22 protein-coding genes and 2 pseudogenes are annotated in these 21,248 nt (G+C 68.7%); 14 read left to right on the top strand and 10 right to left on the bottom strand.

The annotated features are described in order from the left end of the window. Positions 1 to 29: 29 nt before the first annotated feature. The 4 genes from G3I77_RS15150 to G3I77_RS15135 all read left to right on the top strand — a co-directional run bounded on the left by G3I77_RS15150 (position 30) and on the right by G3I77_RS15135 (position 5,473). Positions 30 to 737: a response regulator gene (locus tag G3I77_RS15150; protein WP_248504011.1), complete on the top strand. Its 708-nt coding sequence runs from the start codon at positions 30 to 32 to the stop codon at positions 735 to 737. Positions 738 to 806: 69 nt separating this feature from the next. After that, on the top strand, positions 807 to 3,353 hold the full coding sequence (locus G3I77_RS15145; RefSeq protein ID WP_248504009.1) for a sensor histidine kinase KdpD: 2,547 nt from the start codon (positions 807 to 809) through the stop codon (positions 3,351 to 3,353). A 305-nt stretch (positions 3,354 to 3,658) separates the two neighbouring features. Beyond that, on the top strand, positions 3,659 to 5,125 hold the full coding sequence (locus G3I77_RS15140; RefSeq protein WP_248504006.1) for a pre-toxin TG domain-containing protein: 1,467 nt from the start codon (positions 3,659 to 3,661) through the stop codon (positions 5,123 to 5,125). Between the two features lie 15 nt (positions 5,126 to 5,140). Continuing rightward, positions 5,141 to 5,473, top strand: a complete 333-nt coding sequence (locus tag G3I77_RS15135) for a barstar family protein (protein WP_248504004.1) — start codon at positions 5,141 to 5,143, stop codon at positions 5,471 to 5,473. Positions 5,474 to 5,904: 431 nt separating this feature from the next. Here G3I77_RS15135 and G3I77_RS15130 read toward each other — a convergent pair whose 3' ends face one another. Both G3I77_RS15130 and G3I77_RS15125 read right to left on the bottom strand, forming a co-directional pair. Further along, complete coding sequence (locus G3I77_RS15130) at positions 5,905 to 6,171, bottom strand: YrhB family protein (RefSeq protein ID WP_248504002.1); 267 nt, start codon at positions 6,169 to 6,171, stop codon at positions 5,905 to 5,907. Next, positions 6,114 to 6,665, bottom strand: coding sequence for a toxin glutamine deamidase domain-containing protein (locus G3I77_RS15125; protein ID WP_248503999.1), 552 nt, complete (start codon positions 6,663 to 6,665; stop codon positions 6,114 to 6,116). Before G3I77_RS15125 ends, G3I77_RS15130 begins: the two co-directional genes overlap by 58 nt. 562 nt (positions 6,666 to 7,227) lie before the next feature. Between G3I77_RS15125 and G3I77_RS15120 the strand changes: the two genes are divergently transcribed. The 3 genes from G3I77_RS15120 (at position 7,228) to G3I77_RS15110 (ending at position 9,528) form a co-directional block, all read left to right on the top strand. Next, positions 7,228 to 7,902, top strand: coding sequence for a hypothetical protein (locus G3I77_RS15120; RefSeq protein WP_248503997.1), 675 nt, complete (start codon positions 7,228 to 7,230; stop codon positions 7,900 to 7,902). Positions 7,903 to 7,925: 23 nt separating this feature from the next. Next, positions 7,926 to 8,579, top strand: coding sequence for a hypothetical protein (locus G3I77_RS15115; RefSeq protein ID WP_248503994.1), 654 nt, complete (start codon positions 7,926 to 7,928; stop codon positions 8,577 to 8,579). 67 nt (positions 8,580 to 8,646) lie between these two features. Then, positions 8,647 to 9,528, top strand: a complete 882-nt coding sequence (locus G3I77_RS15110) for a 2-oxo acid dehydrogenase subunit E2 (protein ID WP_248503992.1) — start codon at positions 8,647 to 8,649, stop codon at positions 9,526 to 9,528. Positions 9,529 to 10,323: 795 nt separating this feature from the next. On the opposite strand, the gene G3I77_RS15105 is transcribed toward G3I77_RS15110, so the two are convergent. Together G3I77_RS15105 and G3I77_RS15100 are read right to left on the bottom strand one after the other, a co-directional pair. Then, positions 10,324 to 10,905 carry an HD domain-containing protein gene (locus tag G3I77_RS15105; RefSeq protein WP_248503990.1) on the bottom strand — a complete coding sequence of 194 codons (582 nt, stop codon included), beginning with the start codon at positions 10,903 to 10,905 and terminating at the stop codon, positions 10,324 to 10,326. A gap of 14 nt (positions 10,906 to 10,919) precedes the next feature. Continuing rightward, positions 10,920 to 12,019: pseudogene (locus G3I77_RS15100) on the bottom strand (helix-turn-helix domain-containing protein). A gap of 137 nt (positions 12,020 to 12,156) precedes the next feature. On the opposite strand from G3I77_RS15100, the gene G3I77_RS15095 reads away from it, so the two are divergent. The 3 genes from G3I77_RS15095 (at position 12,157) to G3I77_RS15085 (ending at position 14,206) form a co-directional block, all read left to right on the top strand. Beyond that, positions 12,157 to 12,771 carry a hypothetical protein gene (locus G3I77_RS15095; protein ID WP_248503988.1) on the top strand — a complete coding sequence of 205 codons (615 nt, stop codon included), beginning with the start codon at positions 12,157 to 12,159 and terminating at the stop codon, positions 12,769 to 12,771. Beyond that, positions 12,768 to 13,037: a hypothetical protein gene (locus tag G3I77_RS15090; protein ID WP_248503986.1), complete on the top strand. Its 270-nt coding sequence runs from the start codon at positions 12,768 to 12,770 to the stop codon at positions 13,035 to 13,037. Before G3I77_RS15095 ends, G3I77_RS15090 begins: the two co-directional genes overlap by 4 nt. Before the next feature lie 335 nt (positions 13,038 to 13,372). Continuing rightward, complete coding sequence (locus G3I77_RS15085) at positions 13,373 to 14,206, top strand: YhjD/YihY/BrkB family envelope integrity protein (protein ID WP_248503983.1); 834 nt, start codon at positions 13,373 to 13,375, stop codon at positions 14,204 to 14,206. A 705-nt stretch (positions 14,207 to 14,911) separates the two neighbouring features. Here G3I77_RS15085 and G3I77_RS15080 read toward each other — a convergent pair. Both G3I77_RS15080 and G3I77_RS15075 read right to left on the bottom strand, forming a co-directional pair. Then, complete coding sequence (locus G3I77_RS15080) at positions 14,912 to 15,085, bottom strand: CsbD family protein (RefSeq protein ID WP_248503981.1); 174 nt, start codon at positions 15,083 to 15,085, stop codon at positions 14,912 to 14,914. 88 nt (positions 15,086 to 15,173) lie between these two features. After that, entirely contained in the window at positions 15,174 to 15,341 is a 168-nt protein-coding gene (locus G3I77_RS15075) for a hydrophobic protein (protein ID WP_248503978.1), read from the bottom strand. A gap of 701 nt (positions 15,342 to 16,042) precedes the next feature. Here G3I77_RS15075 and G3I77_RS15070 point away from each other — a divergent pair. From G3I77_RS15070 to G3I77_RS41190, 4 genes and pseudogenes are all read left to right on the top strand, one after another. Continuing rightward, complete coding sequence (locus G3I77_RS15070; RefSeq protein WP_248503976.1) at positions 16,043 to 16,321, top strand: hypothetical protein; 279 nt, start codon at positions 16,043 to 16,045, stop codon at positions 16,319 to 16,321. 169 nt (positions 16,322 to 16,490) lie between these two features. Continuing rightward, positions 16,491 to 16,847, top strand: a complete 357-nt coding sequence (locus G3I77_RS15065; RefSeq protein ID WP_248503973.1) for a PRC-barrel domain-containing protein — start codon at positions 16,491 to 16,493, stop codon at positions 16,845 to 16,847. A gap of 40 nt (positions 16,848 to 16,887) precedes the next feature. Next, positions 16,888 to 17,247, top strand: a complete 360-nt coding sequence (locus G3I77_RS15060) for an ANTAR domain-containing protein (protein WP_248503971.1) — start codon at positions 16,888 to 16,890, stop codon at positions 17,245 to 17,247. A gap of 200 nt (positions 17,248 to 17,447) precedes the next feature. Further along, a pseudogene (locus G3I77_RS41190) lies at positions 17,448 to 17,549 on the top strand (hypothetical protein); the annotation flags it as partial. Positions 17,550 to 17,928: 379 nt separating this feature from the next. On the opposite strand, the gene G3I77_RS15055 reads toward G3I77_RS41190, so the two are convergent. From G3I77_RS15055 to G3I77_RS15040, 4 genes are all read right to left on the bottom strand, one after another. Then, positions 17,929 to 18,645, bottom strand: coding sequence for a GAF and ANTAR domain-containing protein (locus G3I77_RS15055; protein ID WP_248503969.1), 717 nt, complete (start codon positions 18,643 to 18,645; stop codon positions 17,929 to 17,931). Between the two features lie 79 nt (positions 18,646 to 18,724). Next, on the bottom strand, positions 18,725 to 19,438 hold the full coding sequence (locus G3I77_RS15050) for a GAF and ANTAR domain-containing protein (protein ID WP_248504255.1): 714 nt from the start codon (positions 19,436 to 19,438) through the stop codon (positions 18,725 to 18,727). A gap of 22 nt (positions 19,439 to 19,460) precedes the next feature. After that, a complete protein-coding gene (locus G3I77_RS15045; RefSeq protein WP_248503966.1) occupies positions 19,461 to 20,033 on the bottom strand; it encodes a hypothetical protein in 573 nt (190 codons plus the stop codon). Between the two features lie 95 nt (positions 20,034 to 20,128). Beyond that, a complete protein-coding gene (locus G3I77_RS15040; protein WP_248503961.1) occupies positions 20,129 to 20,539 on the bottom strand; it encodes an STAS domain-containing protein in 411 nt (136 codons plus the stop codon). Positions 20,540 to 21,248 lie beyond the last annotated feature (709 nt).

Below are 21,248 nucleotides of genomic sequence, written 5' to 3'. Positions count from 1 at the left end.
ACGAGACGACAAGAAAGGTGGCACCCTCAATGACCCGGGTGCTGGTGGTCGAGGACGAACCGCCGCTCGTCAGGACACTGACGATCAACCTCCGGGCGCGCGCGTACGTGGTGGACGCGGCCCCCGACGGCACCACCGCGCTGCGGCTGACCGCCGAGCGCGGACCGGACGTCGTCGTCCTCGACCTCGGCCTTCCCGACATGGGCGGCATCGACGTGATCAAGGCCCTGCGCGGCTGGACCCGCGTGCCGCTCGTCGTCCTGTCGGCCCGGCGCACCACCCACGAGAAGGTCGAGGCGTTCGAGGCGGGGGCCGACGACTACCTCACCAAGCCGTTCGACATGGCCGAGCTGCTGGCCCGGCTGCGGGCCGCTGTGCGGCGCGACACCGGCGACGGCGCGGGCGGCGTGCTGCCGGCCGACGAGCCGCAGTCGCTCACGGTCACCACCGAGGACTTCACCGTCGACCTCGCCGCCAGGAAGGTCCGGCGCGACGGCCGGCCCGTCCGTCTCACCCCCACGGAATGGCACCTGCTGGAGATCCTGGTCCGCAGCCCGGGGCGGCTGATCAGCCAGCGGCAACTCCTCGAAGAGGTCTGGGGGCCCACCTTCGCCGCCCGGACGAACTACCTCCGCGTCTACATGGCGCAGCTCAGGCGCAAACTGGAGAAGGACCGCTCCCGACCGCGCCACCTGATCACGGAACCGGGCATGGGCTACCGCTTCGAAGCCCCCTAGCCCAGGGCAGGTCGTGGCGTCGTCCGCGACGGCCACGGAACCATCTGCTTCGACACGAAAGATCGCACCATGGGACGCGGAAAGCTTCGGATCTACCTCGGCGCGGCGCCGGGCGTCGGCAAGACGTACGCGATGCTCTCCGAGGCCCACCGCCGTGTCGAGCGGGGCACGGACTGTGCGGTCGCCTTCGTCGAGCACCACAACCGGCCGCGCACGGAGGTCATGCTGCACGGCCTGGAGCAGCTCCCGCGCCGCGAGATCGAGTACCGGGGCAGCACCTTCACGGAGATGGACGTCGATGCGGTCCTGGCCCGCCGGCCCGCCGTCGCCCTGGTGGACGAACTGCCGCACAGCAACATCCCCGGCTCGCGCAACAGCAAGCGCTGGCAGGACGTCGAGGAACTGCTCGCGGCGGGCATCGACGTCATATCGACGGCGAACATCCAGCACCTGGAGTCCCTCGGCGACGTCGTCGAGTCGATCACCGGCGTACGGCAGAAGGAGACCGTCCCCGACGAGGTCGTCCGCCGCGCCGACCAGATAGAACTGGTCGACATGTCGCCCGAGGCGCTGCGGCGCCGCATGGCCCACGGAAACATCTACAAGCCGGACAAGATCGACGCCGCCCTGTCCAACTACTTCCGGCCCGGCAACCTCACCGCGCTGCGGGAGCTGGCGCTGCTGTGGGTGGCCGACCGCGTCGACGAGTACCTGAACCAGTACCGCTCGGACCACGAGGTCTCCGCGATCTGGGGGTCCCGGGAGCGGATCGTCGTCGGCCTCACCGGCGGTCCCGAGGGGAGCACCCTGATCCGCCGGGCCGCCCGGCTGGCCGAGAAGGGCGCGGGCGGCGAGGTGCTGGCCGTCTACATCTCCCGCAGCGACGGCCTCACCTCCGCCTCGCCCAAGGAGCTGGCCGTCCAGCGGACCCTCGTCGAGGACCTCGGCGGAACGTTCCACCATGTCATGGGCGAGGACATCCCCTCCGCGCTGCTGGAGTTCGCCCGCGGGGTGAACGCCACCCAGATCGTCCTGGGCGCGAGCCGCCGCCGTTCCTGGCAGTACGTGTTCGGGCCCGGGGTCAGCGCCACCGTGGCCCGCGAGTCGGGCCCCGACCTGGACGTCCACATCGTCACCCACGACGCCGTCGGCCGGGGCCGGGGGCTGCCCAAGCGGCGGCGCAGCCGCCTCGGAGGCCCGCGCCTCGTGGCGGGCTGGCTGGTCGGCGTGGCCGGGCCGCTCTTGCTCACCGTGGTGCTGACGTCCATGGGCAGCGGGACGGGGCTGGCCAACGAGATGCAGCTCTTCATGGCCGTGACCGTCGCGGCGGCGCTGCTTGGCGGGATGTGGCCGGCGCTCGCCTCGGCCACCGCCGGCTCACTGCTCCTGAACTGGTACTTCACGCCCCCCGTCCACACGTGGACCATCGCCGACCCCGAGAACATCTTCGCCTTCTTCGTCTTCTTCGCCGTCGCGGCGTCCGTGGCGTCGGTCGTCGGCCTCGCGGCGCGCCGCACCCAGCAGGCCGCCCGGCTGCGGGCGGAGTCCGAGACCCTGTCCCTGCTCGCGGGCAGTGTGCTGCGCGGCGACACCAGCCTGGAGGCGCTGCTCGACCGGGTGCGGGAGACTTTCGCCATGGAGTCCGTCGCCCTGCTGGAACGGACCAGTGACGTCGAGCCGTGGACCTGCGTGGGCAGTGTCGGCCAGGCCCGGCCGGTCGCCCGGCCCGAGGACGCGGACGTCGACATGCCCGTCAGCGACCATCTGGCCCTGGCCCTCACCGGCCGGGTCCTGCCCGCGGAGGACCGGCGCATTCTGGGCGCCTTCGCCTCCCAGGCCGCCGTCGTCCTGGACCGTCAGCGCCTGGTCGGCGAGGCGGCCGAGGCCCGCAAGCTCGCCGAGGGCAACAGGATCCGCACCGCCCTGCTCGCCGCCGTCAGCCACGACCTGCGCACCCCGCTGGCCGCCATCAAGGCCGCCGTCACCTCGCTGCGCGCCGACGACGTCGAATGGTCGGAGGACGACCGCGCCGAGCTGCTCGCCGGCATCGAGGAGGGCACCGACCGCCTCGACCATCTGGTCGGGAACCTGCTCGACATGTCCCGGCTGCAGACCGGGACCGTCAGGCCGGTGTTCCGCGAGACCGACGTCGACGAGGTCGTGCCGATGGCGCTGGGCGGCGTACCGGAGGACAGCGTCGTCCTGGACATCCCGGAGACCCTGCCCATGGTCACGGTGGACCGGGGCCTGCTGGAGCGGGCAGTGGCCAACATCGTCGAGAACGCCGTCAAGTACACCCCCGCCGGCACAACGGTCCTGGTGTCGGCCAGCGCGATCGGCGACCGCGTGGAACTGCGCGTCGTCGACCGCGGCCCCGGTATCCCCGACGAGGCCAAGGACGCCGTCTTCGAGCCCTTCCAGCGGTACGGCGACGCACCACGCGGCGCCGGTGTCGGGCTCGGCCTCGCGGTCGCCCGCGGGTTCGTCGAGGCCATGGGCGGCACCGTCACCGCCGAGGACACCCCGGGCGGCGGGCTGACCATGGTGGTCGCACTGCCCAAGACACCGTCCCACCAGCCGGTCCGGCCCGAGCTCCCGGCCGCGGCGACCACCTGAGCCGTGGCCGCGGGCCGGGCCTGACCGGCCCGGCCTCAGCCCATTGCGGCGAACGCCTCCACCGCCTGGACAGGGCGTAGGCGTCGTCGCACTCGAGTGTCCGGCCTACGCCGCCTCGTCTGCGGCGGGTCCTCGTCGCGTGGACTCCTCGCCGGAGGTCCACAGGGCGGACTCATTCCTACTCTCCAGTAATATGAGGTCGCACATTTTTCGCCAAACGGCGTCTCCGATCTGCCTCCCACTCCCTGACCAGGGGTGACCTCCTTACGGGGGTGCGGGGCATTCCGGATGACGCGGGGGAACAATTGAGACAGAACAAGCCGGTATCCCGGATCGTCACTGCCCTCCTGGCACTGGTCCTGGCCCTGACCGGAACCGTCGCCGCTGCGCCCGCACAGCCGGCCGCCGCCGCATCGAGCCCGCTCGCCTCCTGCAAGAACCTGACCCCTCTGAAGAAGATCGGCTGTGTCAGGGACGCTCTGAAGGAGACCGCCGACGCCTCGGTGCGGGAATGCCTGAACAAGCCACTGACCGAGCGCCCTGCCTGCCTTCAGAACCTGGTCCATCAGATAGCAGAGCGCGGTGTCACCTGGTTCCTCGTGCTGCACCTCATCCATGAGGCCCGCGACGGACAGCTCGATGCCCAGTACGCCTACGACGCCACCGTCAAGGCATACGCGGCACTGGACGACCCGTCACTGCTGCTGACGGACGAGGCACTCCGTACGAAGTTCCTCAAGTCCGCTGCGAAAGCAGAGAAGAAGGGCAGGGCCGCCGCCGAATTCGGCCGCGAGGCGGTGAAGGCCGCCAAGTCGACCGCCAAGCTGCTCAGGGACACGATGTACCTGATCAAGGAGCTGGAGGTCGGCAAGACCTACAAGGACATCATGGGCGCCCTGGACACCATGAACGCCGGAATGGCGCAGATGAACTCCGGGCTCGACCAGATGAACCAGGGTGTGGCCGAGGTCAACGCCGGACTCAAGCAGGCGAACGCCGGCATCGACCGCGCCAACAGTGGCATGGCCCAGATGAACAAGGGGATCAGCGAGGCGAACAAGGCCCTGGCCGAGACCAACAAGGCCGTCAAGAACATGGCCAAGGGGTTCGAGCGGCTGAACCACATCACCCCCGGCCGGATCGACTTCGACTTCTCCAACCTGGACACCCTCTTCGGCAGTAAGAAGTCCTTCGCCCAGGACGCGGCCCAGCAGCGCAAGCTGTCCCTGCTGCTCGACCTCACCCCGGGCGTCGGGGACGTCAAGGGAATCTGGCAGGCCATCACCGGCACGGACTCCGCCACCGGTGAACCCCTGTCCGGCCTGGACCGCGCTGTGGGAGCGGTCGTCATCCTGCGCACGATGAAGGCCGGCTACAAGGGCGCCGACAGCCTGTACAACGCCTCCCGGCTCACCGCCGTACTGAGCACCACGGAGAAGGCCAACCCGCTCATCGACAGCCTGCGAAAGACCGGCAAGCTCCCTTCGAACTACGTGACCAAGAGCCAGGCCGCCCAGAAGGGCTGGGAACCGGGCAAGGCTCTCGGCAACCACGTGCCAGGAGGCCAGATCGGTGGCGACATCTTCCGCGACCCCGCCTCCATCGGCCTGCCCACCAAGTCGGGACGTGCGTGGTACGAGGCCGATGTCGGCCTGACCAATACCATGAAGCGGTCCAAGCAGCCGGGCACGCGACTGCTCTACTCCGACGACGGCCTGCTGTACGTGACCACCGACCACTACAAGACCGTCGATTTCGTCGGCACCTACTGAAAGACCCTGGCCGTGATGACGGACGAGACAGACGGAACAAACGAAGCGGAACCCACGGTCCCCGACTCGCTGGTCATCGACCTGACCGAGGTACGGGACGCCGAGGAACTCCAACGGCTCCTTCAACAGGAGCTGATGTTCCCCGACTTCTACGGCCGGAACTGGAACGCCTTCTGGGACGCGATCACCGGCCTCGTCGACCTGCCGCACGAACTGACCTTCACCGGATGGGCCGCCTTCTCGGCGGTGCTCCCGGCGGAGGCCCGCAAACTGCGCGAACTCCTCGACGACTACCTCAGCGAATACGGCCGGTACTTCGCGATCCCCCGCCGCATCCACTACCGGTAGCCCAGACACAGGAATCGAGCAGGTCCGGCGAATCCTCCTGAGCCTCCTGAGGCGCTGACGTCCGTCGTCACTGCTCCTCCAGCACCGCGAAGGCGCGAGGCGGCCAGGTGCGACTCATACGAGCGGTGATGCGTTGTGCCCCCGGCAGGATTCGAACCTGCGACACCCACTCTGAGAGTGCCACAGGACTCCTGCCGAGTCGTGTCGGCCCGTGTCGCGTGGTGCTGACCTGGCAGGTCAGCACCACGCGACACGCTGCGTCGTCCAGGCTTCGCATGGCCTATGCCGCGCCGTCCGCTCGCGCATCGCTCACGCAGATCTGTGAGGGACCTCCTCCATCAGGCCGAAACCCGACCAGTGGCCTGTGGCGCACGTCACAGGCCACGAGCCTGATTCCCAACGCCGCTACAGAGGAGACCTTGAGAGACCGGTCAAAAGAGGTCGAGCTTGGCGGACTCGACGGCTCCCAGCATGCGGCACTTGCCGGTCTCTGCGTCCACGCACACGTAGCCCGTGCCGATGGCCAAGTCCTGGATGTCTCCGCTCCGGAGGTAGGCGACTGACTGACAATCGAAATAGAACGTGCTTCCGACCTGAGCACGCTCTCCTTCGACGAGTGCGAAGGGCGTTCCCCCGTGGCTCACTTCCTCATCCAGGAACCTCTGGGCCAATCTGGTCGCCTCTTCGATGTCCAACACCAGTCTGTCCTCAGTAGGGAGAAGTTCCGCCACGGCGAGAGATCGGCGTGCCCCGACTGGCCGTCAAGGAACACAACGTCTCCGTCTCCCTTGACGTTCACGACGTTGAAGACATGGGCGCGCCTGCCCTTCTGCCCCATGACGATATCTCTGGCTCCGTCACCTGCATTCCTGATCTCGTAGACGATGCCGGAGAGCGTGGACGACTTGAACTGCCTTCCGCCGTACAACGCCTCGATCGGCGCCGTCGGGCCTCCCTTGAGTCGTCCAGGTGCCGAGGACGGAGCTTCCTCGGCGAGCAGACGGTCGACGGACACAGCGCAGGCACGGCAGTTCGTCTCGCCACCTTGGGGATTCACGAGCGCCTTGAGTTGGGGGGTGATGGGGGTTTTGTAGGAGTCCCTCCATGCCCCAGGGGCACGCCACCGCCTCCGGGGCCGAACCTCAGGTTCCCGACATCGGCCGCCTCTGGAGCGACGGCTGCCCTGCGCCATCCCGTGAGTCCGCCGATGCCAGTGACGGCGAGCTGCTGGGCGAGTTCCGGCAAGATGGATGCCGGGGAGGGTCGGACGGTGCGGATCAGTACAGCCGTCACCGGCGGGCCGGTGACGGCCGACTCTGCCCGAGGCCCTCATCCCCACGCCTTGTAGAGGCGTCCTGGTCGGGAGAGGTATCAGAGCCTGGCGGCTCATCCGCTCACGCAAACAGCCCCGGACGAGCCGTCCGAGGCCGAACAGAAAGCCTCTGTGGGGGTCAAACCCCAGGTCAGCGGCTTAACGCGCTGTGGCCCCCGGCAGGATTCAACCTGCGACACCCGCTTCAGGAGTTCGATCTGGCGGTTCTCATACGGCCTCGCAGTCCTGCCGGTGTGGCGTGTCTGATCGCTCAAGGCCGCCTGCGTCCACAGTCGTTGAAGTCAGCTGGTGATGTCAGGTTGGATGGTCCGATGGAGCGTCCCATGACGGCGGCGCTGTGGTGATGTCCGCCCCCAAGCCACCTCCGCTGCCGCGCAGCAGTCCGATGGCGCCACCGAGTCGGATGAGTAACTCTGGACGTGTGAGCGAACACCGAGCCACGCTCGGGTCGGCCGCCGTCGCTTCCGCCGCGGTCGCCATGGCGCTGCATGGCCTGATCCTGCGGCCGAGGATGCTGACCTGGGGCGCGACTCGCGAAGAGGCTGCCCGTTCCTATCCCGGGGATGAGCTCATCCCCGGTGCCGACAGCAGCTCGACGATGGCCACGACCCTGCCCGCGCCGCCTTCGACGGTCTGGCTGTGGCTGGCGCAGATGGGCTGCGACCGCGGCGGCTGGTACAGCTGGGACCGGCTGGACAACGGTGGACGACCGAGCGCAGATCGCCTCGTCCCCCAGTGGCAGGGCCTGGAGCCGGGACAGCGGCTTGCCTCGGTGCCCAGCGGCCGTGCCTGGTTCACGATCGCGGCACTCGTACCGGAACGGACTCTGGTGCTGCGGGCCGACACGCGGCTGCCGTCCGGTCGCCCGTTCGCCCCCTTCCATGGATCCGCGCCGCTGGCGTTCGTCAGCTCGGTCTGGGGCTTCCACCTCGAACCGGCCGGGGCGGACACCCGCCTTGTCGTCCGCACGCACGGTCGAAGCCGCCCGCGCGTGCTCACGAGGCCGATGGACTTGTTGTTCTGGGAACCCGCCCACTTCATCATGCAGACCCGCCAATTCCACAACCTGCGCACGCGGCTCGCCCGGGCTGCGTGACCGCGTGCTCCCGGGAGGCTTTGATGAGTGCCGACTCGCCCGTCGATCCCGCCGGTGAACCGCTGCTGCTGGACGGCGCACTGCCCGAGTTCGGGTTCTCTCGCCTCGAATGCGTGGCGCTCGCCGCGGCACCGCCTGTCGCCTACGAGGCAGCGCGCGGGCTGGACCTGCTCACCATCGACTCTCCGCTCGTCAACGCGGCCATGTCGGCGCGCGGACTGCCTGAACGGCTCCGCGGCCGGTCCATGCCGACCCCGCCGTCCCTGCGGGTGGCCGACCTGTTCGATGCCACCGGTGAAGCCTGGGAGGGCCAGCCCTGGGTGGCGCTGGGCGAGAATCCGGGACGTGAGCTTGTCTTCGGGGCGGTCGGGAAGCCGTGGCGGGCCTCCATCGAGTGGCGGCGGGTCGAACCGGAGCACTTCACGTCGTTCGACGAGGCCGGCTGGGCGAAGATGGCGGCCGCCTTCGTGGTCCATCCCTACGGCACCCAGCGGTCCCTGCTCACCTACGAGGCGCGCACCGCCTGCACCGACCCAGCATCCACGGCCCGCTTCGGCCGCTATTGGACGCTCGTCTCCCCCGGCGTCGGTGTCGTTCTGCGCGGGGCGCTCCGTGCGGTCAGGGCCGCTGCGGAACAGGGTTCTCGGCCCGCAGGGGCCCGGGGCGGTGACGCGTGACGGTAGACCGCTGGCCGGGCTACGGCTCCGGGAGGTGGCGACGGAACCGACGGCAAGGAGCCGTTCGATGCGCAAGCACAACATGACACCTGACGGCAGCCGCCGGGCGACGTCCCCCGCTGCTGCGGACCGGCCACGCGGGGTCGACGTCGGGCCCTTCCCGCCGAGTCGGCGGCTGGTGATCGCGGCCGTGCGGGCCGGCCGGCACATGGCGGCCATGCACAGCCTCGTCGATCTCGACGTCACGAGGGCGCGGAACCTGCTCGCGCGGTCCGCGGAACCGGTGTCGTTCACCGCATTCGTCGTGGCGTCCGTCGCGCGGGCCGCAGCGGCGCACCCGCAGGTGCATGCTTACCGGAACTGGCGCGGCCGGCTGGTCCGGCACCGCCATGTCGACGTGAACACGCTCGTGGAGGTCACGACACGGCAAGGCCTCTTCACTCTCCCGCATGTGCTGCATGATGCCGACATCCGCGATGTACAGGACCTCACGGCAGAACTGCGGGCCGTCAAGCGCGACTATGCCACGACGGGCACGGGGCGCCTCCTTGATCGCTTCGGCACCACCATGACCCGCCTCCCCGGCCTCGTTCCGACGATGTACGCGGTGCTGGCCAGGTCCGTCCGGCTCCGCCAGCTGACCGGCACGGTCGCGGTCACAGCGGTGGGAATGTTCGGCGCCGGCGGCGGGTTCGGCATTGCCCCGCCGAGTCTGATGCCTCTCCAGGTGGTCATCGGCGGTGCGACGCAGCGGCCCCGCGCTGTGGACGGACGGATCGAGGTCCGCGACGTGCTCGACCTGACGATCACTTTCGACCACAACGTGATCGACGGCGCACCCGCCGCCCGGTTCGTCGCGGAGCTGCGCCACCTCATCGAGGACGCCGAGGCGGTACGCGCACCCGCCGTCGGCACGAGTGATGGAGACACGACTGGTACGACTGAGTAGGGTCAAACGGAGCCACGGAATCACGCGGGCCCCGCCTCCTGCGTGATTGCCCCGATGCCAGCCCGCCCCACGATCCTCGGCGAACAGTTGGGCTCGGAGCTCGTAGCACCTCGCGAAGCTTTGCCCAGCCGCGATCGTGCGTTCAGCCTCTGCCATCCCACGATCCAACATGATGAGTTGAAGCTCGCTACGAACCTGGGACAGCAGCCCGAGGAGAGTGCGGCCCCCGAGGAAAGGGCGCTCGTAGCACGGTGCTCCTCGGAAGGCCGGCTCGCTTTCTGAAGCCTGAGCTGCGGCTTCGGTGGCCGAGGTTGCGAGCAGCTACTCAACCGCAGAGAACCGGTGTTGACCGTGGCTGACCCCTGCATCTGGCACGGTCGTGGCACGAACCTCAGCCGACGACAGTCAGCCATGACGGCGGGTGCGCCGACGGATCAGGCGCGCGTATGCCTCGCTGCACCCTCACCGACCTCAGCCACGCCATCGGAAGTCGCCGTCGACCAGAGCAACCCCGCGACGGCCGGCCCGAGGCGATGGCATCGGATTCTTGCGGTCTGTGACAGGAGGCCGTACTGGCGCCTGAGCGATGACTGACCCAGTGTCCGTGGCGTCCCCTGGAGTGGTGTGGGCAGTCCAGTTCTGCCACCGGCGGGTGAGTAGCAGGTCGAGGACTGGTCGGGCCCTAACTGCGTGATGGGCATGCTGCCCTTGAGCCCAGGCCTACCGCCGTGGGACCGCGTGAACGATGAGCTCCTCCCGCCCTTTGCCTAGAGGAGCTTCGTCGCTTCCGAGGATTCAGCCCAACTCGCCCATCGTGCTGCGCAGCCAGTCCAGTGGGTCGGTCGCAAGCAACTGGTCGGCCAACTCGTTCGCGGTCTTGGTGACGAGGCGGCCGCGGCTGTTGTCGATCCACCGCTGTGCGTGCTCGTAGCCCTGGGCTTTGTACTCGATGCCCTGAAGCATGCATTCCAGTTTGTCCGCGTCTCGCGCACAGATCGCTTCGGGAGATTCCCGGGCCTCGTACTCGCTGATCAGTTCGCGCACAGTCGACGCGAGCGTCTCGGGCATGCCCGCCACCTGGTCGGCGGTGACCACTGCGGGGTCGGCTTCACCAGCCCCGTACTTCTTGGCCAGGTGGTTGACGTCCCCCGTCCTGGTCTCCTGCGAGTCGTGCCACACCGCCAGGAACGCCGCACGGGCAGGGTCTGCCCCTTCCAGTCTGGCGATGATCGACGCGATCAGCGAGGTACGCCAGGAGTGCTCGGCAACGCTCTCCGGGTCGCGCACGCCGGCCATCCACCAGCCGGTGCGCTTCGACTGCTTGAGCGTCCCCGCTTCGTACAAGAACCGTGCCACCTGGGTCAGCTCTTCGGTCACGGTCGAGTCTCCTCTCACGCCTCAGCAAGGCGGATCGCATACCTGATGCTGTCCAGTTCACGGCGAGCGCGAGCCGACAACCCCTGGCTATCCAACATCACCGGCAGCCGGTCGCGTAGGGCTCGGGTGGCTGCCCCGGACTTCAGCAGGTTCGGCCGGATGGCGAGCAGGGACCACAGGGAGTGGACGGTCAGGTCGACGTACCCGTGGTGAGGAGCCAGCCCATGCGCGAGGTGGGAGAGCAGCTTGTCCCCGGGCCAGGGCCCAGGCTCTCGGGAGGCGATGAAGTCGTCGGACAGTTCGAGGTGGCGGCTCTCGCCCACCCAGTACGCCCTCAAGTTCGCGGCCTCACTGCGGTCGTCGTCGAGCAGGACGGTGTCGATGAAATGGCCCATCCGTGCGCGATCGCCCTGCCGCGCCGCGACGGCCGCGACAGAGCGGGCGTTCAGCCAGTCGATGAGCCATCCCCCGGGCCGCTCCGTGGCCTGCTGATGGGCGAGCCACTCGGAAGTGTCGGCCCGGTCGTCGTAGCCGGACAGGTACAGCGCCTGGCGTCGTAACAGGAACTGCTCCTCGCCTCGCGCTTGTTCTGCCGTGTCCCGCATCCGTGCGAAGAACTTGCGCCGGTCGGTGGCCGGCAGTTCGGGCGCTGACGGTACGGGTCCTCGGCGCGGCCGCCGGGGCGCAGGCAGATCGCGAACCACTGCGGCGGCACCCGAGTGAGCGGCCATGAGAGGACCTCGACCAGGTCGCGCTGCATGACCCACACCCCGAGCTGGCTCTCGTCGACGGGTGTCTGCTCATCCAAGACACTGGCCAGGAGAACGTCGGCCTCTATCGCTCTCTCAAAGACCTGAAGCAGGGCGGGGGAGGTACCCATCTGCATGAGCCGGTGCCGATGCACGAGCATCTGCCCGACTGGCAACGCGGGCAGGGGCCGACGTCCGGACTCCCAGCCCGCGATCGTGTCCGACGAGACCTCCAACCGCTCGGCCACGTCGTCCTGTGGCCGGCAAAGCTGCTCCCGAATGACCCGGAAGGTGTATCCGGAGACGACCCCGATCCGGGGTCGCGAGGGCGTACCCCGACCGCCGGTCAGGGTTCGTCCTGGGATTGACGGCACCTCGACCACCTGTCCCCGTATGGGCCCGATCCATACCTGTACCGCCAGTCACTTCATGCGGCGACCAGCGCTTCCTAGCGTTCAGGAAGTAGCGATTCGACAACTGAGCGTATAGGGAAGGTGCGGCCGTGGACGCCGATACGGCAGTAGGTATGCAGTCGGGGGAGCCCTCGGGCACGCGCATCGTTCCGCGTCCATTGGGCGTGGAGCCCGGCGGGTTCATCCACTCCACCGCGGACCGTCACCTTGCCACGGAGCACGGGCTGCTTGCGGCGCTGCCGGCCTCGCTCCGGGACCGGGCCCGGTGGGAGTGGGAGCAGCACCGGGTGGCGGTACTGCCGCTCGATGGACTTTTCTCCGCCGTACGAATGCCTGAGCGCCTGCTGACCGCCCTGAGTACCGGCACCGAGGCCGCCTGCTTGGACGACTTCCTGGCCGAGGCCCTCGGCGGCGGGCCAGTCATCTGTGACCCCCGCTTCTCGCGGTACTACGCGCTGGTACCCGCCAGCATGCCGGCGACACTGCGTCAGATCGCCGACGCCTGGCGTGCCCTGGAGGTGGAGTGCCTCGGACGCGGGAGTTACCTGGGAGTGCCGCGGCTGGACGCTGTGAGTCGGAAGCGCGCGTTCGCCACCTACTGGTCCGTGCCGATGGAGTCGGCCGCAGTGCTGTGCAGTCCACTCGCGGTCGCCCGCCTGATCGCCGCCGCACGGCACTGCGTGGACACGGAGCCCGAGGCATGAGTGGTGCCCCGTACCTGTCATCCTTCGACGCCCCGTGGGCGGACGCGTACGTGCGTCTGGCGGACCACTGCATCACCTGCGCGACCTGCACGACCGTGGACAAGGAGGGGGTGAATCTCGGACTCCCCTGCGCGACGGCCGACCAGTTGAACGAGAAGTACCGGCAGGCACGGCGCGCTCGCATCGCCCCGACATTCCTGGCCCGGGATTCCACTGACTCCAGGGGCGTCGAGATCGGGGAGGGACCTCTCGATCGCCCTCGTTGATGTCAGAAGTAGATGCGAAAGGCCCACCTACGAAAGCCGTAGGTGGGCCTTTCGGCTGGTGCCCCCGGCAGGATTCGAACCTGCGACACCCGCTTTAGGAGTGGTGTCGAATCCTTGATCGGGGGTGCTGCCTCATGCCGGGTGGTCCCGTCCTCGCAGGTCGACGCCGTCCGGCATGATTCTTGATCCCGCTCATGGCGGGCAGTGCTCCGCCATCCGCTCACGCATCGCTCACGCGGTACGAGCCGCCTCTGCGGGCAGTCGCACCGGTTATCGGGGAACCTCTGCGTCGCGCCCTCGCGCGGCGAGGGTATCGACCGTGGTAGTCGACAGGCATGCCGATGAAGCCTTCCAGTGCCGCGGACCGTCCATCTTGGTTCGGGCGGCTGCGCCGCGTGATGAGCCGTTCACCAGTCGGGCGCGGATGGCGCCGGAGCGAGGACCTTGAGCTGTGGTCCCGTTCGCTGGGCTTCGCGGCACTGGGGTTGCTCACGCTGGTGCCGCTGCTGATCATTGTTTCCTCTGCCGACCCCCGACACGGGCGGGGATTCGCGCAGTGGCTGGGGGAAGGACTCGGCGCGTCGACGGCCTCCAGGCAGCAGGTCGAGCAGTTGTTCACCCGGCCCAGCCAGGCCCTGCGGACCACCACAGCCTTCGGTATCGCCGCCCTTGCCGTGTTCGGCCTGACCTTCGGCGCGGCGGTGCAGACCGGCTACGAGAAGGCCTGGGACCTGCCGCCGGCACGCTGGTGGGCCAGGTGGCGGCATGTGGTGTGGCTCGGTGTCCTCACCGGATACCTCTTCGTCTCCGCCACCGCCACGCTGCGGCGCGAACCTCTGGCCGGTGGGGCAGTCGCGTCGCTGAGCGCCGTGCTGTTCCTGTGGTGGTCCCAGCGCCTGCTGCTCGGCGGGAGGGTCCGCTGGCGTGCCTTGTTGCCCGGCGCCGTGGCCACGGTGATCGGGTTGCTCGGCCTGAGGGTCTTCTCCAGGTTGGTTTTCTCGCCGTTGATCGTATCCAACGCCGTCACCTATGGACCCGTCGGGATCGTTCTGGTCATCCAGTCCTGGCTGGTCGGTGTCGGTGTCGTCGTCTTCGGCGGTGCGCTGGTCGGCCGACTGCTGTGCGAAGAACTCCCACGCATGGCACATGCACTGAAACGGCGCAGATGAGAGCGGACCCGCAGCCGGTCAGTCCGCCTGGGACGTGAGTTCGCCATCGCTGCCCAGTGCAGCTTCCCTTTTCGACCCGTGCCGGCTCTGGCGGGAACTCTCCCTCATAGCAGATATCCCGTCCTGACCATGCTGCCGCACGTACCTGGCCATCGCCGTCCTCATGGGGCTGCCGTTCTTCTCCCGCGCGGTGATCACCGCGGACGCAGTGTTCCTGCTGGACCACTACTACCGGTCGCTGGGACCTCGGTGCCGCTCTGGTCGCGGGCTGCCGGGTGCATGCTGCGGTAGCCCCGGACGTGGTGGGCGTGGTGGACGGACAGAGCGGCGATCTGGTCCTCGAACTGCTCGCCGCCGGTGAAGCCGCGGTCCCTTGCCAGGCGCGCCAGCAGCGCGTCGGCCGTCGGTGCCGACCTGCTGCGGTGATGCGACGAACTGCTCTAGGACAGCGGCCGATTGAGTCACGTAGTGCTCGCGGGTGTCGTGCGACACGGCTGTTGCTTGAGGGAGCCGCGCCTTTCCATGCGTCCGCCGCGTTCCCGCTCGGCTGCCCGGACGTCGCCGTCGGTGAAAACGGCTGCCTCATCTTACTCTCGGATCGCATGTCAGCCTGCGTCGTTGCCGTCAATTCCCGTCTGCCTGTTGAGCGTTGGGGTCGGCCGGGCGGTGCCCACCCGACGTGGGCACCACCCGGGGCGCATGTGGTCAGCGCCTGAAAGCGTCCTTGGCCTTGTCTCCGGCCCGCTTCAGGCTTCCGGAGACCCGGTCGGTCCTGCCTTCGCGCCGCAGTCGCCGATTGCGGGTGGTCCGGCCGATGCCTTCGGTGATCCGGCCCTTGAGTTCCTGTGTCTTGTGCTTGATCGTCTGTCCGACGCTCATGACTGTCCTCTGCATGTCGGCTGGAGGGGTTCCCGCGCGTGATCGCCGTGCAGGCCGTCATTCCCGCGGGGTGAGGGCGCGGAGTGGATTACCTGCGACCACGGCTGTACCGGCGGCGGCCACCGCCGCGCCCTCGCTTGGCGAAGCCGACGATCCAGACGACCAGCAGGACGGCCGCGACCCACCACAGGATCTGCATCGTGAAGCCGAATCCGAAGACCACCAGGATCAGCAGAAGGAGAAGAATCCAGAACATTGCCGGGCCTCCAGATCGCGGGTATTTCCTGATTCCGCGGGGTCCGGGCGAAGCGGGGAGGTGGAATGCCACGCCCGAACAATCCGGAGTGGCATAGCCCTACGCCGTGTTGCCAGTCAACGCCCGGCAACCTCCCCTGTCAACGCAGTGTCGGCATCGACGAGTACGGGGAGCTGGGCAGGGGCCGCTGAGGTGAACGGAGCCTCGACGAGGGCTTCAACCGGCCTGGCCGGCGGCCTCGGCAGATGCGGTCCTCCCACCAGGACAGGCCCAGCACGGTGGCGAGCAGGACGAAGGAGGGCTGAAGCGGGAACGATCAGCGCGTACATGTGTACCGCCTGTTGTGGGCTGCGTGCGCGGCGGGCAGCAGATCGGTGCCCGCTCGGGGCGCATCGGGCCCAGATCGGTGCCCGCTCGGGGCGCATCGGGCGCGCCGGGATCGCGTGCCGATGGGCGCGTGCGGGCACGGCCTCGCTCGTGACGCGGCGGGTTGCACCCTGATGTGCAGGGTGCGCTCGCTGGGGAGCGCGTTGGCGGTGCGACGCTGCCGGGGGCAGGGGCGGCATGTCGCACGCTAGCGCTTGCCGGGCAGGACGCGCTGACGTCGCACGGTATCCGCAACCCTTGGGGAGGACTACGCTGTGGGGTGAGGCCCCAGTCCCCGGTTTCGATGCTGTGTTCCGCTCCCGGGGAGGCCCGCCGTGTTCGTCCTGCTCCTCATCCTCATCGTGGCCCTGTTCGGCTTCGGCTTCCTCAATCCCATCTGGTGGGTGGCCGGGGCGGTGCTCGTCTACGGCGTCACCCGCCACGGCCGCGATCGCGGCGGAGGCCGGAGCCGTAACGGCAGTTCCGATCTCGGGGACTACCGGGACTACCAGGAGCTCCGGGACCGTCGGGAACGCTGGGACCGCCGCTACAGCCGTCAGAACCGGGCACGCTGGCGGCGCGAGGACCGTCGGGACCACGAACACCTCAGGTGACCCGGGAAGTGGACCGACGGCCACGGGTTCCGGGACGGCTCCAGCCAGGCAGGACGTCATCGCGGGAGCGGATGGAGCGGGCGCTGCGTCGTACGCTGCGGCGGTTTCACGGTGAAACCAGGAGTGCGACTCACGACAACCGGGCGGATCGTCCAGGCAGGGAGAGGCCGTGATTCACGCAGCCGACGTCCGAGAATGGCGCAACCGCGATGTCGTCGACACCGAGTCGCACAAGATCGGTGTCCTGGAGGCGGTCTATGTGGACACCACCACCGACGAGCCGGCCATGGCCACGGTACGGACCGGACTGCCCACCCGGCGCCGTCTGGTCTTCGTCCCTCTTGAGGACGCGATCGCCGGGCCGGACTATCTCAAGGTCGGCTATGTCAGAACGCTGGTGAAACAGGCCCCTTCGATCGGCACCGACGACGTCCTGCCCGCCGAGCAGGAGGAAGCGATCTTCAAGCACTACGGACTGACCTACGAGCCCGGTGCGGCCGGAGAACGGCAACTGGCGCGTCGCTGATCACCTATGGACGGGATGACTGCCCTGTGAGGTACGGACCATGCACCAAGTGACCCCGCCCCGTGAAGAACAGCGGTTGTTGAGAACCGTGCCTTCGGCGGAGGACGCGGTTCTGCTCGCCGAGGTCGTCGAACTACGCGCCCAGAATGAGCAGTTGGGACGAGCGCTGGCGAGCCGCGAGGTGATCGACCAGGCACGCGGCATGATGATGGCCCTGGCGCCGTGTCCCAGTGACCGGGCCTGGGACCTTATGGTGGACGTGTCGCAGCACTGCAACATCAAGCTCCGCGACGTGGCTGAGGCTCTGGTCGCCACGACGAAGGACCGGACGCTTCCGGAACCGATACAGCGCGAACTGCGCCGAGCACTGAGGCGCCTCCATGCGGAGGACCGGAGATGACGGCGCACGCGTCCAGCGGACGGCACCGGAAGCTGTGAGTTCAACTCTCCGGTGCCTTCGTCCAGGACGGCCGTCGGACGCCTCTGCTGTCCGCCCGCCGCGTGGATCTCAAACATCGCGGCGCTGTTGAAGGCGGACAGCCCGGGAACCCGCCGGGTGTGCTTCAGATGGGCGTGCATGTGCCTTGACGCGTACAGAAGCTGTGCGGCCGGGACCGCTCCGCCGGGAACGAGTGCGCTTCGCTCTGCGGTCGCGAACCCTCCGTCCACGAGATCGCCGCGCACGCCGGTCTCACCGAGTCGGAGGTGCGGCTGGGCGAGGGGGCGCGGGAGAGTTTCACCGCAGTGTCCCTGGACGCCGGTACGCGGCCGCTCCGAGCACAGCCATCCACTGACCGACATGCTCGGTGGCCTGGAGCCCGGGTGCGACCTGATCGTCAACCGTGAGGCGCTCCGCCCGCCGCTGGCGCTGCCCGAACGCGAACGGTGAATCCTCTCCGAGGCGGACACTGTGACGACATCCCGGGTGCACGGGCGGCACCGGACTGCCAGGGACCGGGCTCGGCGCTCAGCGGAGAAGCCGGCAGTGCCCAGCGGTTGCCAGAACCGGCAGGCGGCCTTCCAACCCGCCGTCTGATCGAGGACGGCGCAGAGCAGTAGCGGGCCCCCGCCAGGGCGTGGCTCAGGACCCCAGGTCGGCAAGGGTTTCGGAGTCGTCGATGAGGGCGCGGGCCACATCGGCCAGGCGCCGGTTGTGGGCGCGGGCGTAGCCGCGCAGCGCGGTGAACGCCTGCTCCATGTCGATGCCCTGGCGTTCGGCGAGTTTCCCCTTGGCCTGTTCGATCAGCACCCGGCTGTTCAGCGCCGTCTGCAGTTGTTCGTTGAGCACCGTGCTGCGCTGAGTGGTGCGTTGTTGCAGCAGGCTGATGGTGGCGACGTCGGCCAGGGCCTGGGCGATGAGTGTGGCGGCCGGATCGAAGGGGCCAGGCGCGGCGCGGAAAAGGTTCAGGGCGCCCACGGTCTCGTCCCGCAGGCGCATGGGCAGGGCCTGGACGGCCCCGAATCCGCTGCGGTGGGCCACAGTGACGAAGCGCGGCCAGCGATCGACCTCCCGGGTCAGGTCGTGGATGATCACCGGTGCGCCGGTGCGGAAGCAATCGAGACAGGGGCCCTGGTCGTTCTGGAGCTGGAAGAGCTCCAGCAGGCGCACCTGTTCGTCGGATGCGGCCATGACGCGGAGATTGCCGTCCCGGTCGGCGAGCAGCACCCCGGCGGCGCTCGCGTCGAGCATGCCGACGCAGCGGTCGGTGAGCAGGCGCAGGAAGTCGATGAGGTCGAAGTCGGCGACCAGATTGTCGGCCAGCTCGACGAAGGTCTTGGCCAGAAGCTGTTGATCCATCGTGGGCACCCTCGATAGAGACTAGTCCCTGCCTGAAGCGGCGGGAAGTACGGCAGGTTTCTCGGCCGGCACCAATGCGTCAGGTTTCGTCATCGGCCTGGTCCGGTTCCGTGTCCGGGGAGAAGCGGAGCCGACGGGCCACCACGTCCGCGGCCACGTCGGCGAGCCGGCGCCCCTGCGCATAGGCGTAGGCACGAAGCCGGACGAAGGCTTCTTCGATGCCGACGCCGAGCTGGACGGTCAGGATGCCGCTGGCTTGGTCGATCTCCGCCCGGTACGCGCCCAGGTCCTCGGCGGGGGTGCTGCGCGACCCGCCCGTCTCGTCGATTCGCGCGTCGAGCAGCACCAGAGTCGCGAGATCGGCGAACGCCAACGCGTCTGCCAGTTCCTCTGCGTTCAACCGGACGGGAACGCGGGCGTACAGGTCCAGAACTCCCGGACTGATCGCCCCCATCTGCAGAGGGATCGCGAACACCGCGCGTGCCCCGGCTTCCAGGGCGGCCTCGGCGAAGACCATCCAACGCTTCCGCAGGTCACGGGTGAGCAGATCGGGTGTCAGGACGGCCGAGCCGTGCAGGAAGGCGTCCACACAGGGCCCCTCGCCCAGCGTGAGCTGGAGCTCTTCCAGTTGCTCGCTGATGTCGTCGGTGCTGCACAGCGGGTGGCTCGGCCCGGTCCGGGACATCGCCGACAGCCCGGCCCCGCTGACCGGCAGCTCGGCCACGGCAGCGGTGCACACGTCCACCACACCGACCCGGGCACCTCGTCGGGCCGCCTGCTCCGCCACCAGCATCTGTATGCGGGCCGACCGGCTGTCAGGGCCCACCCGGGCCACCGCCTCCGGGCATAGTGACAAGGCCCTTCAACCTCGCCGTGGTGCGTTCCCCGACGGGAAGCACCAGCGCGCGGAACGTGGTGGGACCGGCCGGCCTGCGGAACACTCCGATGTCCAGCCACCCCCGGGAGCGGAGCGCAGCGAGGGTTGCACGAGCGGCCTGGTCCACCAACATGGCGCCGAGTGACGCCTGGTGTTCGGTCAGCAGCCGTTCCTGCAGACGACGGGCGAGGTCCCGGTCCCGCGGGTGCGGCCGAACAAGGATGTCGCCGAACGCGAAGACCCTGCCGGACACCGTGAGTTGATCGATGCTGTGTGGCAATGTTCCGTCGAAGCCGCCCCACCAGGAGCCGTCGCCGCGTACCGGGAATCCGAAGGCGCATCCCATCGGTCTGTCCATCTCGGCGATCACCATGGCGAATCCCGGCCGGCGCATGTCCGTGGTGAGACGGTCCATGAAGTTCTGGCGGCTGGGACGCCGGTATGCGTCACCCGGCGCCGTCACGCGGGACTCCGCGTACAGGTCCGCCAGATCCTCATACAGGTCCTCCACCAGCCAACGGTTCAGCCGGCGTAACCGCACCGGAGCCATGGCTGAGGGCTCGCCGTCCCTCGGCTTGCGTGATTGTCCCCGCCCGGGTTCGGCCGTCATCGCTCATCGCCCGGGAGAACAGGCGCAGGCGAGGCAGACCGGTGCGGCGGGGCCGGGGTGTCGCCGAGAGGAGGTGGCAGGTGGTCGAACGGAAGGCCGACGAGCAGGAACCCGCAGTCGGTGAGGTCGAGAATCCGAACCAGCGTCGTCGGCGGATGGTGCAGTCGCAGGGTCCCGCCGACCACGGTGGTCTCTTGCGCAGCGCGGAGGAATGCGTTGAGTCCGCTGCAGTCGCAGAAGGTGACGGGGGTGAGGTCGACGTCGATGGCGCGGATACCGTCCCGCAGGCACCGCTCCAGGGACACGCGCACCAACGGCACGGATTCGAGGTCGATCTCACCGGACAGGGTGATCAGTGCCCGTGTACTTCGGTCATGGCGGCTGACGGTGAGTTGCGGCAGGGGCATGACGCCTCGGTTCGGAAGAGTATCCGGCAGCGGGCGCGGAGGTGCCGGAGTTCCGGTCCTGAGCGCGCTCCCGGCAGGGGCGTATGTTCGGCGGAGGCAGAGCAACGGCCGGTTCGACAGCCTGTGCAGCAGGACAGTGGACCCACCCGGTTCCCTCCAGGGATGCGCCGGGTAACGGACGAAGCCTCCGCACCCCGCAGCCATCTGCGTTCAGCAACAGCATGCCGCCGGGGTCTGGGACGTCTACGCACCAGCCTAGTCCTCGCGTTGTTTGATGGAGGGTTCGAAGCCGCCCGATCCCAGGATGTGGACAGTGCAAAAGCACCGTGCCCGCGATATCCGAGGCACTGTGCGGTGCTCGGACGTGAATCACGACTGCCGTCCGAGCACGGCACTCCGGACGCCGCCCGGGGAGGTGGCTCGCATGACGGAGCCGACCAGTTCAACTCTGCAGAAGCCCGGTCCGGATGAGCCTCGCGCTCGCCTGGGCGATGCTGTCGGCTGCGTCGGAACCCCGCGGCAAAACGACCATCGCGGACGGGGTGGTGGAGAAAATGCCGGGATCGCCGCGCGGGAGGTCCCCGGCACCAACGACTGGGGCGCCCGACACCTCGCGATGGCTCCGGCGTTCAGAGTCCGCACCAGTCGACGGGCCACGGTAGCTGACAGGGACCAGTCGGCCCCTACGCCGGCCACGTGCACGGCGAGG

It is taken from the genome of Streptomyces sp. D2-8 (genome assembly GCF_023184515.1).
Lineage (GTDB): Bacteria > Actinomycetota > Actinomycetes > Streptomycetales > Streptomycetaceae > Streptomyces.
This window is presented reverse-complemented; position numbering and strand designations above follow the sequence as displayed.

Coding starts and splice junctions, on each gene's coding strand:
- G3I77_RS15115 (WP_248503994.1), top strand. CDS start 7,926: ATGAGTGCCGACTCGCCCGTCGATCCCGCCGGTGAACCGCTGCTGCTG.
- G3I77_RS15150 (WP_248504011.1), top strand. CDS start 30: ATGACCCGGGTGCTGGTGGTCGAGGACGAACCGCCGCTCGTCAGGACA.
- G3I77_RS15085 (WP_248503983.1), top strand. CDS start 13,373: ATGCCGATGAAGCCTTCCAGTGCCGCGGACCGTCCATCTTGGTTCGGG.
- G3I77_RS15055 (WP_248503969.1), bottom strand. CDS start 18,645: ATGGATCAACAGCTTCTGGCCAAGACCTTCGTCGAGCTGGCCGACAAT.
- G3I77_RS15135 (WP_248504004.1), top strand. CDS start 5,141: ATGACGGACGAGACAGACGGAACAAACGAAGCGGAACCCACGGTCCCC.
- G3I77_RS15125 (WP_248503999.1), bottom strand. CDS start 6,665: ATGGCGCAGGGCAGCCGTCGCTCCAGAGGCGGCCGATGTCGGGAACCT.
- G3I77_RS15145 (WP_248504009.1), top strand. CDS start 807: ATGGGACGCGGAAAGCTTCGGATCTACCTCGGCGCGGCGCCGGGCGTC.
- G3I77_RS15080 (WP_248503981.1), bottom strand. CDS start 15,085: ATGAGCGTCGGACAGACGATCAAGCACAAGACACAGGAACTCAAGGGC.
- G3I77_RS15090 (WP_248503986.1), top strand. CDS start 12,768: ATGAGTGGTGCCCCGTACCTGTCATCCTTCGACGCCCCGTGGGCGGAC.
- G3I77_RS15040 (WP_248503961.1), bottom strand. CDS start 20,539: ATGCCCCTGCCGCAACTCACCGTCAGCCGCCATGACCGAAGTACACGG.
- G3I77_RS15060 (WP_248503971.1), top strand. CDS start 16,888: ATGCACCAAGTGACCCCGCCCCGTGAAGAACAGCGGTTGTTGAGAACC.
- G3I77_RS15075 (WP_248503978.1), bottom strand. CDS start 15,341: ATGTTCTGGATTCTTCTCCTTCTGCTGATCCTGGTGGTCTTCGGATTC.
- G3I77_RS15110 (WP_248503992.1), top strand. CDS start 8,647: ATGCGCAAGCACAACATGACACCTGACGGCAGCCGCCGGGCGACGTCC.
- G3I77_RS15050 (WP_248504255.1), bottom strand. CDS start 19,438: ATGCTGGTGGCGGAGCAGGCGGCCCGACGAGGTGCCCGGGTCGGTGTG.